The sequence below is a fragment of the Leptolyngbya subtilissima AS-A7 genome, assembly GCF_039962255.1.
Lineage (GTDB): Bacteria > Cyanobacteriota > Cyanobacteriia > Phormidesmidales > Phormidesmidaceae > Nodosilinea.
The window spans coordinates 274,569-289,393 of the sequence record NZ_JAMPKY010000009.1 but is presented as its reverse complement, the minus strand read 5'-3'; the positions used below and the strand labels follow the sequence as shown (position 1 = coordinate 289,393).

Genomic DNA, 14,825 nt, shown 5'->3' with positions numbered 1-14,825 from the left:
ATCTATGCTGCCCACCGAACAACCGCTTCAGGCCCTGACCTATGGCCCCACCGATGGCACCGCTGATTGGTGCCTAGTGGCTCTCCACGGCTGGGGGGCCAACGCCGCCGATCTAATCGGATTAGCCCCCTATTTAGAAATAGCCAACTTCTCAATGGTCTTTCCCGATGCGCCCTGGCCCCATCCTCAGGCTCCGGGGGGCCGCATGTGGTACAACTTTCCCAACAGCTATGATTTTCGCCGCCCCTACGATTTTGAGACCCAGACTGACCTCCAGACCAGTCGAGAGCGGCTCAAGCTCTGGATGTCAATGCTGCCTCAAACCACCAAAATTCCCCTAGAGCGCACTATCTTGGCTGGGTTTTCCCAAGGGGGGGCGATGGCGCTAGACGTGGGGTCACAGCTGACTCTAGCCGGGCAGATCATTCTCAGCGGCTACCTGCACAGCCCTGCCCAGGCTCCGGTGAGCCCCCGCCCAGTGATGATGGTGCACGGTACCTTTGATGCGGTGGTGCCGATCGGCAAGGCCCAGCAGGCCAACGACGCCCTCACCGCCATTGGCCAACCCGTGACCTGGCAGGAAATGGCCATGGGGCATGAAATTCCACCTCAGGTAATGGGGCTAATTGCCGGGTTTTGCGAAGATTTGCGGCAGGCCAGCGGGAATCCCTGACCAAACCTTTATCCTAAAGGGAGAGTGAATTGACCCTGGCTGCACCCGTGCGGCTCTGAGGCAAACGTCACCAAGGGGGAAAAGACTATGCTGAGCCTACACGTTTCACCGCAAACCGTCTCAGATATGACACCGGACACGGTGGCTGAGCTGGCTACTCGCCTAGAGACCGATGCCTACGAGAATGCCTTTGAGGGACTGCAAGACTGGCACCTACTCCGGGCGATCGCCTTTCAGCGACCCGAGTTAGTTGAATCCTACGTCTATTTGCTCGACCTCGAAGCCTACGACGAGTCGTAGACCGTTGGCGGCTAAATCCTGTCTAGATACCCCCGCTTCTGCCGGGGCAAACGGTTGTTTGCCCCGGCAGAAGTGTCGTTCTTAAAATCGAGATGACTGGCGTCGGGTTTGGGATGGCAAGTAGTTCTACAGCCGTGGACGCTCCCCGTCGAGTGCTGATAGGCATTAGCGGCGGCATTGCAGCCTATAAGATTTGCTCGGTGATTTCGTCGCTGGCCAAGGCAGGCCTAGCGGTGCGTGTTGTGCTGACCCAGCAGGGGCAGGCCTTCATTCCACCCCTGACGGTGGCCACCCTGGCCCGGCACCCTGCCTATACAGACGAGAATTTTTGGCAGGCGACCCAGGGACGGCCGCTGCACATTGAGCTGGGCGAATGGGCTGAGCTGTTGGTGATTGCCCCCCTGAGCGCTAACACGCTGGGCAAGCTGGCCCACGGTCTGGCCGATAATTTGCTGACCAATACCGTACTGGCCTCGACCTGCCCAGTGCTGTTGGCCCCAGCGATGAATACCGACATGTGGCAGCAGCAGGCGGTGCAGCGCAACTGGCACCAGCTACTTCAGGATCCGCGCTATCACAGCATTGATCCAGGTAGTGGGGTGCTGGCCTGCGATCGCATCGGCACCGGGCGCATGGCCGAGCCGGAGGACATTCTCACCCCCATTCACTCGCTGCTGCACAGCGGCGGGCAGCGCGACCTGGTAGGGAAGCACCTGCTGATCAGCACCGGCAGCACCCGCGAGTTTTTGGATTCTGTGCGCTTTATTGGCAACCCCGCCAGCGGTAAAATGGGGGTAGCCTTGGCCCAAACTGCAAGTCACCGGGGCGCTACAGTCACCCTCGTTCATGGGCCGATGGAGGAATCCCTCAAAGCCCGCCTGGGCGGCATTCAAACCGTGAGCATTACCACGGCTGAGGAGATGCATCGGGCGATGCTAACTAACCTACCCCAGGCCGATTGGATTGTGATGGCGGCGGCGGTGGCCGATGTGAAACCAGCGACCCAGGCGTCCACTAAGTTGGCTAAAGCAGATCTGCCCCAATCCCTACCCCTGGCCCAGGTGCCCGACATTGTGGCCGATTTATCCCAAAAGCGATCGCCCCACCAGCGGCTAATTGGCTTTGCCGCTCAGACCGGCGACATCACTCCCCCAGCGTTAGATAAGCTGCAGCGCAAGGGGTTAGATGCGATCGTGGCGAACCCTATTGATGTGGCGGGAAGTGGATTTGGGGGCGATCGCAACCAGGCCGTCCTGCTCACTCAAGCGGGCGACAAGCTTCCTATTCCTCCCTGCACCAAGTTGGAGATGGCCCACCAAATCTGGGATGCTCTGCTGAAAGCTGGATTCTAGCTGTGCTATATCCTGTGGATTCAGCTACCCCTCACCTCTTAAAATAGGGGCTGTTCTAACACTGCGGCCGCTATGACTGCTACCTCTGCTCCCAACCTGCTTTCCAGCGTGGTGAATCAGGTGCTCGCCATTAAGCCCCTGTGGAATTTTGCCAAGGGGCGCGCCCGCCATATGATGGTGACGCGGGCCGAAACCATCGGCGTGCCCTGGCGGGAACGAGTTCAGGCCTTGCAGAGCCGTCGTACAGGAGCTGGGCTACCCACAGCTGAGACCGAGGAGCTGTCGCCCCTTTGGCAGACCGATTTAGAAGCGGTGCAAAATCCTTACCTCATCTATCCCGACTATTACACCACCAGCTTTCACGCCTACGACGAGGGCAATTTGGGCTGGCGACCGGCGATGGAAGTCGAAGTGGCGGCCCAGGCGGTGCACGCCAAGATCTGGCCCGAGGCCGGAGCTGCTGGCGACGATCGCCTTCGCCAGAGCTACCACAATGTCCTCGTTGCCCAACTGCCCCAGGCCCCGGAGACCATTGTGGATGTTGGCTGCGGGGTGGGCATGAGCACCGAAGCGTTTCAGACCACCTTTCCCCAAGCTCACCTAACTGGAGTAGATTTATCGCCTTACTTTCTCGCCGTGGCCCAGTATCGGCAGCAAGAACGGCAGGCAACTGGAGAGATTTCCTCGACTGCAACTCCGATCGCCTGGCACCATGCGGCCGGCGAAGCAACCGGACTACCCGCTGCCTCCTATGACCTGGTTTCGATCTGCCTGGTCTTTCACGAGCTACCGCAATCGGCAGCGAAGGCCATTCTGCAAGAGGCGCGGCGGTTGCTGTGCCCCGGTGGCCACCTGGCGATTATGGATATGAACCCTCGTTCTGAGGCAATTCAAAAACTGCCGCCCTTTGTCTTCACCCTACTCAAAAGCACTGAGCCCTATTTAGACGAGTACTTCAGCCTGGACATGGTGGCGGCTTTCGAGGCGGCGGGGTTTGAGCAGCCTACCGTGACGTTCAATAGCCCACGGCACCGGACATTTATTGGTCAGGCAATTTAGGAGAATAGTGGCTGGGAAAAGCCCAGCGATCGCGATAGGCCATGCTGAGTCGCGCTTTCTCATCAGGCAGGTACGCGTGTGCTGATCACGTGGGGCATAATCTGGACAGACCCTGCAACAACTTCTCCCTTCTGTCCAGGGCTCAGTACCTATGAAAAAAGTCAGTCCCGCCTCAGGGGAGACCCTCGAGCGCTTAAAGTTGAGCCTCTACCTGGTGCCTATTTTCGGGGTCGTGCCTGCTCTTTATAGCCTGTGGCAAAAGCAGGGCAGCCGCCAAGAGCTAGCGGTCAGTCGGCTGGTGGTTACCTTGGCCTTCACCTGGGTCATTACCTACGGGGTGCTCAGTGCCGGGAGCCATCTAGCACCAGGGCTGTCGCTGCGGCTACTGATTACCAACACCCTAGTGACGACCGGTTATACCTTGACTAATCTCGTCTTAATGGTGCGTCTATTGCAGGGCAAATCGGTCAACCTGCCGGGGTTTAGCCAGTGGAGCAAGCGGCTGCCTTAGGATTACGGGTGTCAACTCAGCCTCCCTGCTAGCACAAATTCTGGATTGGGAGAAAGCGCTAGACCTCGTCCCCAGGGCTGTTCCATGGCCGGACGAAAAATTAACCCAATTTGCTGGGTCCGTGCCATATTACGTGGGTCGGCTGACTAAATTGCTGTTAACATGCAGCTAAAAATTTGGCAGAGTCATCCCCCTACGGGGCTGTAGTCTCCTACCCCGCTCATTTTTATTGCCCCGAGGTCCCTGGTGTCCCAACGTCATCCCCAACATCTCAACGCTCGTTCACCCCAGGGGCATCCACAAAAAATGCCAACTCAACAGCGACGACGCATGCCGCGCATGCTCGGCGTGGGCATTGCCCTGGCCTCGGTGGCGGGTATTTCTGGAGTGGCCGGGGCGATGCTGGCGGTCTCGCTGTCGGCGGCACCGCTCATGCAGCAAGATCTAAGCGCCGAAGAATCTGGAGTGTTTAGCCAGGATGCCGCGATCGCGTCGAGCGGTAATCTGCGGCTGCCTCGCCTGACTCGGCCGGTGAATATTCTGGTGCTGGGCGTCAAGGTGCTGACGACAGACGTCGAAAGCGTGCCCCCCGAACTGGAAGATGTGGGCTACCACGCCCTAGTCAACTCCTTTGACGGCCTTTCAGACTCGATGCTGCTGCTGCGGTTTAATCCCCAAACCGAGCAAATGGTGGTTCTTTCCCTTCCCCGCGACACCCGCACCTATGTGCGCGGCCGGCTAACTAAGCTCAACGAGGCCAACCGCGATGGCGGCCCCGCTCTAGCCGCCGAGTCAGTCAGCGATTTACTGGGTGGTGTGGCCGTCGATCGCTACGTGCGCATCAACGTACAGGGGGTCGAAAAACTGATCGACGCCCTAGGCGGAGTCACGGTTAACGTGCCCGCCGATATGAAGTACCAGGACGATAGCCAGCACCTCTACATCAATCTCAAGGCAGGCGAACAAAAGCTCAACGGCAATCAGGCGCTCCAGTTCCTGCGCTTTCGCTACGACTCCCAGGGCGATATTGGCCGAATTCAGCGCCAGCAGATGTTTATGCGGGCCCTAGCTGAGCAGGCGCTCAATCCGGCGACCATTGCCCGGCTACCTAAAATTTTGTCGGTGATTCAGGAGAACGTCGACACCAACCTGTCCGTAGAAGAGCTGTTGGCCCTGGTGGGCTATGGGGCACAGATCAACCGCTCTAACGTGCAAATGCTGATGCTGCCAGGCAACTTTAGCAGCCCCCAGGAATTTGCGGCGAGCTATTGGATTCCTAGCTATAACGACATCGACGGCATGGTTGACCAATACTTCGGTTTTGGTACCCAGCGGGTGGCCACCACCAGCGACCCTAGCCGAGTCCGCGTTGCCATTCAAGACAGCACCAACGACCCAGTGGCGGTGCAAGCTCTGACCCGAGCGCTGCGTGAAAGCGGTTATTCCAACATCTTTATCGACCAGACCCTAAACGCCCCTCTGCCCATTAGCCGCATTGTGGCCCAGCGGGGCGATGGCGCAACCGCTGAAATGGTGCACCGCTTTTTGGGAATTGGCGAAGTGCGGGTCGAAAGCACCGGAGCGCTCAACTCCGATATCACCATTCAGCTGGGTCAAGACTGGAACCAGGGTCTGGGTGAGTCGCTTTAAAATCACGCGATCGCGACCATACCCCTAGGACGTAGACTGGCGGGGTAGCGATCGCATCGGATGAACACCTATGGCGCAGTGGGTTTGGGGCGCAGCCGCGCTAGCCGGTCTCAGCACAGTGAGCATGACCACCCTGGCTCAGGCCCAGACCGCCCTCCAAGTGGTCTATCCTCCCGATGGCCACCAGACCACGGCAGAGCAGATCTTTTTCATTGGCACTGGGGCCGCCGACCAGCCCGTGCTGCTGAATGGCGAACCCATTGAGGGACGCAGTGCCTCGGGACACTTTGCCCCCTCGCGGCCCCTGACTCCTGGCCCCAACACCTTCACCCTCACCCAGGGTGACCAAACCTTATCAATTACGGTTACGCGGGTGGCCAACGGGCCAGTGCTGCCAGAAGCCTTGGGCTTTGCCGAAGGCTCGCTGCTGCCGGGGGCAGATATTGCTCGCCAGCCGGGGGATTGGGTGTGCCTAGGGGCCGTGGCTCCTGCCAATGCCACAGTGACGGCAGCCCTGGCAGGGCAGATCTATACCCTGCTGCCCCAGGGCGATCGCACCGACCTACCCCCTAACTCAGCCGTCCTCACCGACCAGGCCAGCCCCATTGCCACCACTGGCTTCAGCCGCTACGAAAGCTGCTTCATGGCTGAAGAACCGGGCGATCTGGGACAGCCCGTCTACCGCCTTGCCCAGGGTGCATCCGTAGTGACGGATGCCGCCCCCGGTTCTGTGAGTATTTTGAATCCCAGTGCGATCGAGGTCGTCGAAGTTACCGCTGCCGCAGGCGTAGCCCGCACTGGCCCCAGCACCGACTACTCCCGCCTCACTCCCCTGCCCCAGGGCACCCGTGCCCGAGTCACGAGCCGCGAGGGCGACTGGCTGCGCCTCGACTACGGCGGCTGGATTCGCGCCGCTGAGACTCAGCCGGTGGTTGGGGGGTCGGTGGTGCGATCGCTCATCCGCGGCGTCACCTCCCGCCAGGTGCCAGGCTGGACAGAAATCTACTTCCCCCTGCAAGTCCCCGTACCCGTCAGCGTTGAGCAAGGGACCGACACCTTCACCCTCACCCTGCACAACACCGTGCCCCAAACCGACACCATTTACGTCACCGACGACGGGCTAGTGGAACGCCTAGACTGGAACCCCGTACTGCCCGACCAGGTAGAGTACCGGATCAATCTCAAAACCGACCAGCAGTGGGGTTACAAGCTGCGCTATGAAGGCACTACCCTCGTGCTATCCCTCAAGCAGCCCCCCACCCTTCAAGCCTCTCGCCCCCTGGCAGGCACCACGATTTTGGTGGACCCCGGCCACGGCGGCGACGAACCCGGCTCACGCGGCCCCAACGGCACCCCCGAAAAAGACGTCAACCTGGAGGTATCGCTCCTCCTACAAGCCGCCCTAGAAGCCCGAGGGGCGCAGGTGATCATGACCCGCACCGCCGACAGCACCGTTGGCGTCAACGAGCGCCCCGCCCAGATCGCCCAAGTCGAACCCACCCTAGCCCTCAGCATTCACTACAACGCCCTACCCGACAGCGGCGACGCCCAAAACACCGCCGGCATCGGTGCCTTCTGGTTTCACACCCAGGCCCATAGCCTGGCCCAGTTCCTCCACGACTACCTCGTCACCGAGCTCGATCGCCCCTCCTACGGCGTCTTCTGGAACAACCTCGCCCTCACCCGCCCCCACACCGCCCCTTCAGTGCTGCTAGAACTGGGCTTCATGATCAACCCCAACGAATTTGAGTGGATTGTGGATCCTCAGGAGCAAGCGCGACTAGCAGAAACCCTAGCCGAGGGGGTGGAACTGTGGGTGCAGCAGTCGGGGGCAGGAAGTGAGTAGGTGAAGAAAGATGGGGGAGATGAGGAAGATAAGGGAGATGAGGAGACTGGGGAGAATGACGACAAAAAGCAGCTAGGGGCTGAGAAACCTAGGATTGAATGTTGCCCAAAAGCCCATTAGCAGAACAAAGGTTTAAACCGATGATCAGCCAATCCTTTCCGTGAGGTGAAGGACGACGGAACGTCCTTCTCGACGGGGGTCTGGGGCCAGCGAATTGGCCCCAGTGGTCAATCTGGCTTTCACCCAGAATTGTGCGCTGCTCTTACAAAAAAACCGAGGTGGTGCATTGCTGCGCGAATGCACCCTACGCATTGCCTCATCCGTCATCGAAATTTAGGATCCCATCCTCAATGCGATCGCCCCACCCCCTAAAATAGGAGACTGTCCAGAAACGTTTGTCGAGAGTGCAGGAAACCCCATGACCGTCCGCGTTCGCCTTGCCCCCAGCCCCACGGGAACTCTGCACATTGGCACCGCCCGCACCGCAGTGTTCAACTGGCTGTTTGCCCGCCACGAAGGCGGCCAGTTCATTCTTCGCATCGAAGACACCGACGAAGAGCGATCAAAATCAGAATTCACCGACAACATTCTCTCCGGCCTAAAGTGGCTCGGCATGGAGTGGGACGAAGGCCCCTTCTTCCAGTCCCAGCGTCTCGACCTCTACCGCCAGTCCATTCAAACCCTGCTCGACAAGGGTCTCGCCTACCGCGCCTACGACACCCCCGACGAGCTCGACGCTATGCGCGAAACTCAAAAAGCAAGGGGCCATGCCCCCCGCTACGACAACCGCCATCGCGACCTCACCCCCGACCAGCAGGCCGCCTTTGAGGCCGAGGGCCGCCCAGCAGTGATTCGCTTCAAAATTGACGACAGCCGCACCATCACCTGGAACGATATGGTGCGCGGCCCCGTCACTTGGCAGGCCAGCGACCTAGGCGGCGACATGGTGGTCGCCCGCGCCTCCTCCGCCACCACCATTGGTCAGCCCCTCTACAACCTGGCCGTAGTCGTCGATGACATCGATATGGCTATCACCCACGTCATTCGCGGCGAAGACCACATCGCCAACACCGCCAAGCAAATTCTGCTCTACGAAGCCCTCGAAGCCGCCGTGCCTGCCTTTGCCCACGCACCGCTCATTCTCAACCAGACAGGGCAGAAGCTCTCCAAGCGCGACGGCGTCACCTCCATTTCTGATTTCCAAAAAATGGGTTTTGTGGCTCCGGCCCTGGTCAACTACATGACCCTCCTAGGTTGGTCTGCCCCCGACGCCGCCGAACAATTCACCCTGGCCGAAGCTGCTAAGCAGTTCAGCTTCGATCGCGTCAACAAGGCCGGAGCCAAATTCGACTGGGATAAGCTCGACTGGCTCAACAGCCAGTACCTCCACGCGATGGAGCCCGCTCCTCTGCTAGAGCTAACGCTGCCCTACCTGCAGGACGCCTATGCCATTGATGCGGAGGCCGATCGCGGCTGGCTGTTGCCCTTGGTAACGCTCCTCGGCCCTAGCCTCACCCGCCTAACAGACGTTGTGGAGCAAAGCCGCTTTTTCTTCACCGAAACCGTGGAGTTCGCCGACGACGCCAAAGCCCAGGTACAGCTCGACGGCGTACCGGCTGTGCTGAAGGGCATTCTGACGGGGCTCACCGAAAAATCTCCAGCCACTATCGACGATCTCAAAGCCTTGGTTGATGAGGTCACCAAGGCTCAGGGCGTGAAGAAAGGGCTGGTGATGAAATCGATGCGGGCCGCGCTCATGGGTGCCCTTCAGGGACCAGACCTGATGGAATCTTGGCTAATTCTGCGCCAGCGCGGGTTTGATGTGCCCCGTCTACAGGGAGCGATCGCGCTGGCCTAACCACCACCAGCGGACCATTACGCCTAAGGTAATGGCCCCCAACGTCAGCATGAGCAGCCCGGCCAAACCATAGGTGGCCGCCAGACCAATTCGCTGGCTCAGAGGCTGGCTCACTAGCGGCGACACAAACTGGCCCAGAAAGAAGCTAGTCGTCAAGCCACCCAAAATCCGCCCCCGCAGAGCAGCGGGAGTGAGTGAGGTCAAGCCGACCGTCATATTGGGGGTGAAGAGCCCCAGACCGAGACCGGCGATCGCCAGCCCCACCAGCACCACTCCATAGCTAGGAGCCCGACTAATCACAAGGTAGCCTAACCCCATCAGCCCAAATGCCATGGCGTAGAGCGCCGTAAACGAAAATCGCGCCTTGATCGTCTGATAGCTAAGGGAACTGCTAGCCGCCGCCAAAGTCGCGAGGGCGATCGCCAGCCCACTCTGAGAGGCATTGGCGTTGCTCAACTGCTGAAGATAAAACGGAATCTGCACCGGAATCATGTAGAACACAATCTGGGTGAGCAGGGCGATTGCGAACGTCACTACCAACAATGCCCAGGGAATCGGCTCTGGGTTAGCCGCTTCTAGCGCCAGCACCTCGGCTCGGCTGGCCCGCCTAGGCTCCGGCAGCACCAGCAGCACCAGCGGCAGCATCAGCCAAGCCGAGAGATAGATCAAAAACGGCAGCCGCCAGTTCACATCCGCCAGGTAGCCTCCCAGGGTGAGAAATAGTACCCCACCCAACCCCATAAACGCCGCCTGCAAGCCCAAAAACCGCGCCCGTGCCACACCAAGGTAATAGTCGGCCACCAGAGTAGTCGCGGTGGTCATAATGCCCGCCACGCTTAGGCCCAGCACCAGCCGCCCCAGCAAAATCCCCCCGATTTCGTTGAGAAAAAAGCCCGAACTGCCCGCCAAACCGTAGGCGAACACCGACAGCGACAGTAAGCGCTTGCGCCCAAAGCGATCGATGATGATGCCCGCAACGGGGGCACCGAGAGCAATAAACAGCGCTGGCACCGTCAGCACCAGCCTCACCCAATAGTCGGCATTGGGCACCGCAGCAAAGTGCGATCGCATCGCCGGCAGCGAGGGAGCGATCGTGGCCCCCGCCATGACCGTTAGGGTGCTGACTAGCAGCAGGGTAGCTTTTACCCCCAACGTCTCGGGATGACGGGGTTTCATCGCAGGGCTCCTCGGCCGCTAAACATTTCTCAACCCGATAACAGTTAAAGTAACAATAGAGGAGAAGCCTGGCCAACGCTACGCACCTCAAGGTTAGTTGCTCCGGGGACAATCAATTTGATTGGGGATTTGCCCGAGTCCCGTGGCTTACGTTACATTAAGTAAAGATTTATCTCATATTTCTTTTCCCGACTCGAGATTCCGCCCCCGGCAACACCCTGTTTCCAGGCATGATAGACGTAGGGCCAAACTCGGTCACCATCCGTTAACTGAACATTCGTTAACACTGTGCACGTTAGTCAATAGAGGCCATAGGTATGAAATTTTCGTGGCGAGTAGCCTTACTGTGGACCCTGCCCCTGCTGGTAATAGGGTTTTTCTTGTGGCAAGGAGCATTTTCGTCGGCTCCGGCCGATATGGGTCGCAACGCGGCCAACACCCGCCTCACCTATGGTCGCTTTCTCGACTATCTCGATGCCGGGCGGGTGACAGCAGTAGATCTCTATGACGGCGGCAGAACGGCCATTATCGAAGCCGTTGACCCCGACCTAGACAACCGCGTCATGCGCTGGCGGGTTGATCTGCCGGGCAATTCCCCCGACCTGGTGAGCCGTCTGCGCACCGCCAACATCAGCCTCGACTCTCACCCCCCACGCAACGATGGCGCTCTGGTGGGTGCCCTGGGCAACCTGCTGTTTCCGCTGCTGTTAATTGGCGGTTTGTTCTTTTTGTTCCGCCGCTCTAACGGGGCCATGGGTGGCCCGGGCCAGGCGATGAGCTTTGGCAAGTCAAAAGCTCGCTTCATGATGGAAGCCAAGACCGGCGTCATGTTTGATGATGTGGCCGGTATTGACGAAGCCAAGGAAGAGCTGGAAGAAGTCGTTACCTTCTTAAAGAAGCCCGAGCGCTTCACCGCCATTGGGGCGCGCATTCCTAAGGGTGTGCTGCTGGTGGGCCCTCCCGGTACCGGTAAAACTCTGCTGGCCAAGGCGATCGCAGGCGAAGCGGGCGTACCCTTCTTCAGCATCTCCGGTTCCGAGTTTGTCGAAATGTTCGTCGGCGTAGGCGCTTCCCGCGTGCGCGACCTGTTCAAAAAGGCTAAAGAAAACGCCCCTTGTATCATCTTTATCGATGAGATTGACGCCGTTGGTCGGCAGCGGGGTGCTGGCATCGGCGGCGGCAACGACGAGCGCGAGCAGACCCTTAACCAGCTGCTCACCGAGATGGATGGTTTCGAGGGCAATACCGGCATCATCATTATCGCTGCCACCAACCGGGCAGACGTGCTCGACTCAGCGCTGCTGCGCCCCGGTCGCTTTGACCGTCAGGTGATGGTCGATCCGCCCGACATCAAAGGCCGCATTGAAATTCTCGAAGTCCACGCCCGCAACAAGAAGTTGGCTGAAGACATTTCTCTAGAGACGATCGCCCGTCGCACCCCTGGCTTTACCGGGGCTGATCTGGCCAACCTGCTCAACGAGGCCGCCATCCTCACCGCTCGCCGTCGCAAAGAGGGCATGACCATGGCCGAGGTAGATGATGCCGTGGACCGTGTCATCGCCGGTATGGAGGGCACCCCCCTAGTCGACAGCAAGAGCAAGCGACTGATTGCTTACCACGAGATTGGCCATGCGATCGTCGGCACCCTGGTTAAAGACCACGACCCGGTTCAAAAAGTCACCCTGATTCCTCGCGGCCAGGCCCAGGGTCTCACCTGGTTTACCCCCAGTGAAGAGCAGATGCTGATCTCGCGCGCTCAGATTTTGGCTCGAATCACTGGGGCACTGGGCGGTCGCGCCGCTGAAGATGTAATCTTTGGCGATGCCGAAGTCACCACTGGAGCCGGCAACGACCTCCAGCAGGTGAGCAATATGGCTCGGCAAATGGTCACTCGATTTGGCATGTCCGATCTGGGGCCGCTATCCCTCGAAAGCTCTCAGGGTGAGGTGTTCCTCGGTCGCGACTGGCTCTCTCGCTCAGAATATTCTGAGGAAGTGTCGTCTCGCATTGACGGCCAGGTGCGCACTATCGTCGACCACTGCTACGCCAACGCCAAGCGCATTATGCAAGACCACCGCGCCTTGATCGATCGCCTCGTCGATCTGCTGGTCGAGCGCGAAACTATCGACGGCGACGAGCTGCGTCAGATTGTTTCTGAGTACACGGTGGTGCCCGACAAACAGCAGTTTGTGCCCCAGCTCTAGGGTCTAAGCTGTTGAGATGATTAAGGCTCGTCCCTAGGGACGAGCCTTTTTAGTTGGAGAGAAATTGTCTATGCCCCGCCCTGTGCTCTACGTGGCAATTACTAACCACGGCTTTGGCCATGCCACCCGGGCCGCCTCGGTTGCCGCTGCGGTCAAAGCGCTACAGCCCGAGGTAGATTTGGTGCTGGCCACTACCGCTCCCCAATGGCTGCTCAACGAATACCTGCCGATGGACTATGAGTATCGTCCGGTGGCCTTTGATATCGGTGTGATTCAGCCCGATAGCCTCACCATGGATTTGCCGGCCACGCTGGCTAGGCTTGAAGACATTCAGGCTCATCAACAAGAAACCGTGGCCTCTGCGGCCACCTACCTCAAGCAGCGCGGGGTGAGTCTGGTGCTGGCTGATATTCCACCGCTGGCTACGGCGATCGCCCACGCCGCTGACATCCCCTGCTGGATGGTCAGCAACTTTGGCTGGGATTTCATCTACCGCGGCTTTGGCTCAGAGTTTGAGCCGATCGCCCGCTGGATTGGGGAATGTTTTGGCGAGTGCGATCGCCTCTTCCGCCTGCCCTTCCACGAGCCGATGGCTGCCTTCCCCCTCATAGAAGACGTCGGGCTAACCGGAGGCACCCCGCGCTATGAAGCTGAAGCATTGAGGGCACAGTGGAACCTGTCTCATCTCAAAGAACGCACGGTTCTACTGACCTTCGGCGGGTTAAGCCTCCAGGCCATTCCCTACGAGCGCCTCACCCAGTTTCCCGGCTGGCAGTTTCTCACCTTTGAGCAAGACGTTCCCGCCCTGCCCAATCTGTTTAAAGTGCCCAGGCAGGGCTACCGCCCAGTGGATGTCATGCCCCTATGCAGCCGCATAGTCTCCAAGCCCGGGTTCAGCACCTTCTCCGAGGCCTGCCGCCTCGATCTGCCCGTTATCACTATCACTCGGGAAGACTTTGCGGAAGGTCCCGTGCTCGTCAACGGCCTGCAAGACTACAGCTGGCACCGAGTCCTCACCCCCGCCGAATTTTTCGACGGCGACTGGGCATTTTTAACCCAGCCCCTCGACCCACCCCGCACTACCAAATCTATCGGCAAAGACGGCAACCATCAGATCGCCAAAGCCATTGTCGATTACTTCAGTAGATAAGTCTCGTACCCACTCAACTACTGCCTACTGGGCTCGCCCTTGCCCGGTTGGCAGCGGCGGCAGACTCTGGTACGGCAGCGGAATGTACTGCACCGTCGGGCGGCCCATCATCGGCTGAGGATAGAGGTCCATCAGGCTGTAGATCTCCAAAGGCAAGCCTACGGTCACGGGTAGACCCATGTCGGTCGCCTCCTCTACCGCAATTGGGTAGTCGTGGGTGACCTGGCCAGTGGTGAGGCGATCGATAATTTTGTCAATGTTGGCCGGGTCAACTTTCTGTCGAGGGTTTGAGTCTTCCAGCAGAGCTCGCACAAATCGCTGTACCTGGCTAATTGCCTTGCGGGCTAGATCGGCCGTTATGAGAGTCTGATCATCCATTTTCTCGGGTGGTTTTGCCTCTAGCACCGTGAGAATGCTGGCGGCTGCTACGTTGCCCAACTGAGGATCCACCGGCCCCAGCACCGCATTTTCATCCATCACAATTTCGTCGGCGGCCATTGCCAGCATCGTGCCGCCACTCATGGCGTAGTGGGGAATAAACACCGTTACCTTAGCCCCGTGGCGCAGCAACGCTCGGGCAATTTGCTCGGTGGCCAGCACCAGCCCCCCAGGAGTGTGCAAAATCAAGTCAATGGGCACGTTGGCGGGGGTGAGGCGAATGGCCCGCAAAATCTGCTCTGAGTCTTCGATATTGATAAACCGCGAGATGGGAATGCCCAGCAGGCTGATCGACTCCTGGCGATGAATCAACAAAATCACCCGGCTGCCGCGCTGCTGCTCTAGATTGCGAATGGCGTTGATCCGACGTGACTGGACGAGCCGCCGCTGAATGGCAGGTTGAAGGGAGGAGAGAATTAAAAAGATGAAAAATAGGCTGATGACGTTCATGAGCTGACGAATAAATACAGCACCGGAGTCAGCACCCGTCCATCTTGCTCGATGGCGGCAGGGCCGACAACCCAACAATTAACGCTTCTGGCATCTTAGAAACTAACCGATGATCAGGGCGGTTGCCCGGTGCGATTCTAAAATCTGGTTCCAAGCCC

The 14,825-nt window shown here is 59.1% G+C and carries 12 protein-coding genes; 10 read left to right on the top strand and 2 right to left on the bottom strand.

The annotated features are described in order from the left end of the window. Window positions 1-4 precede the first annotated feature (4 nt). The 8 genes from NC979_RS19760 (at window position 5) to gltX (ending at window position 9,249) form a co-directional block, all read left to right on the top strand. The gene (locus NC979_RS19760; protein ID WP_190516835.1) at window positions 5-673 is read left to right on the top strand and encodes an alpha/beta hydrolase; all 669 of its coding nucleotides are present in this window, start codon (window positions 5-7) and stop codon (window positions 671-673) included. A gap of 87 nt (window positions 674-760) precedes the next feature. Continuing rightward, window positions 761-973: a protein IsiD gene (gene isiD, locus NC979_RS19755; protein WP_073610190.1), complete on the top strand. Its 213-nt coding sequence runs from the start codon at window positions 761-763 to the stop codon at window positions 971-973. 134 nt (window positions 974-1,107) lie between these two features. Then, window positions 1,108-2,325, top strand: a complete 1,218-nt coding sequence (gene coaBC, locus NC979_RS19750) for a bifunctional phosphopantothenoylcysteine decarboxylase/phosphopantothenate--cysteine ligase CoaBC (RefSeq protein WP_347403904.1) — start codon at window positions 1,108-1,110, stop codon at window positions 2,323-2,325. Window positions 2,326-2,397: 72 nt separating this feature from the next. Next, complete coding sequence (locus NC979_RS19745; protein WP_190516829.1) at window positions 2,398-3,384, top strand: class I SAM-dependent methyltransferase; 987 nt, start codon at window positions 2,398-2,400, stop codon at window positions 3,382-3,384. 151 nt (window positions 3,385-3,535) lie between these two features. Beyond that, window positions 3,536-3,895 carry a hypothetical protein gene (locus NC979_RS19740; RefSeq protein ID WP_190516827.1) on the top strand — a complete coding sequence of 120 codons (360 nt, stop codon included), beginning with the start codon at window positions 3,536-3,538 and terminating at the stop codon, window positions 3,893-3,895. 306 nt (window positions 3,896-4,201) lie between these two features. Beyond that, on the top strand, window positions 4,202-5,545 hold the full coding sequence (locus tag NC979_RS19735; RefSeq protein WP_190516825.1) for an LCP family protein: 1,344 nt from the start codon (window positions 4,202-4,204) through the stop codon (window positions 5,543-5,545). Window positions 5,546-5,615: 70 nt separating this feature from the next. Further along, on the top strand, window positions 5,616-7,391 hold the full coding sequence (locus NC979_RS19730; RefSeq protein WP_190516822.1) for an N-acetylmuramoyl-L-alanine amidase: 1,776 nt from the start codon (window positions 5,616-5,618) through the stop codon (window positions 7,389-7,391). A 418-nt stretch (window positions 7,392-7,809) separates the two neighbouring features. After that, window positions 7,810-9,249, top strand: a complete 1,440-nt coding sequence (gene gltX / locus NC979_RS19725; RefSeq protein WP_190516820.1) for a glutamate--tRNA ligase — start codon at window positions 7,810-7,812, stop codon at window positions 9,247-9,249. Here gltX and NC979_RS19720 read toward each other — a convergent pair. After that, entirely contained in the window at window positions 9,223-10,425 is a 1,203-nt protein-coding gene (locus NC979_RS19720; protein WP_190516817.1) for an MFS transporter, read from the bottom strand. The two genes, gltX and NC979_RS19720, sit on opposite strands and share 27 nt — an antisense overlap. A 317-nt stretch (window positions 10,426-10,742) precedes the next feature. Here NC979_RS19720 and ftsH2 point away from each other — a divergent pair, with 317 nt between their 5' ends. Then, on the top strand, window positions 10,743-12,629 hold the full coding sequence (ftsH2, locus tag NC979_RS19715) for an ATP-dependent zinc metalloprotease FtsH2 (protein ID WP_190516814.1): 1,887 nt from the start codon (window positions 10,743-10,745) through the stop codon (window positions 12,627-12,629). 70 nt (window positions 12,630-12,699) lie between these two features. Then, a complete protein-coding gene (locus tag NC979_RS19710) occupies window positions 12,700-13,779 on the top strand; it encodes a glycosyl transferase (protein ID WP_190516812.1) in 1,080 nt (359 codons plus the stop codon). A 24-nt stretch (window positions 13,780-13,803) separates the two neighbouring features. Here NC979_RS19710 and NC979_RS19705 read toward each other — a convergent pair whose 3' ends face one another. Further along, the gene (locus NC979_RS19705) at window positions 13,804-14,667 is read right to left on the bottom strand and encodes an SDH family Clp fold serine proteinase (protein WP_190516810.1); all 864 of its coding nucleotides are present in this window, start codon (window positions 14,665-14,667) and stop codon (window positions 13,804-13,806) included. Between the last annotated feature and the right edge of the window lie 158 nt (window positions 14,668-14,825).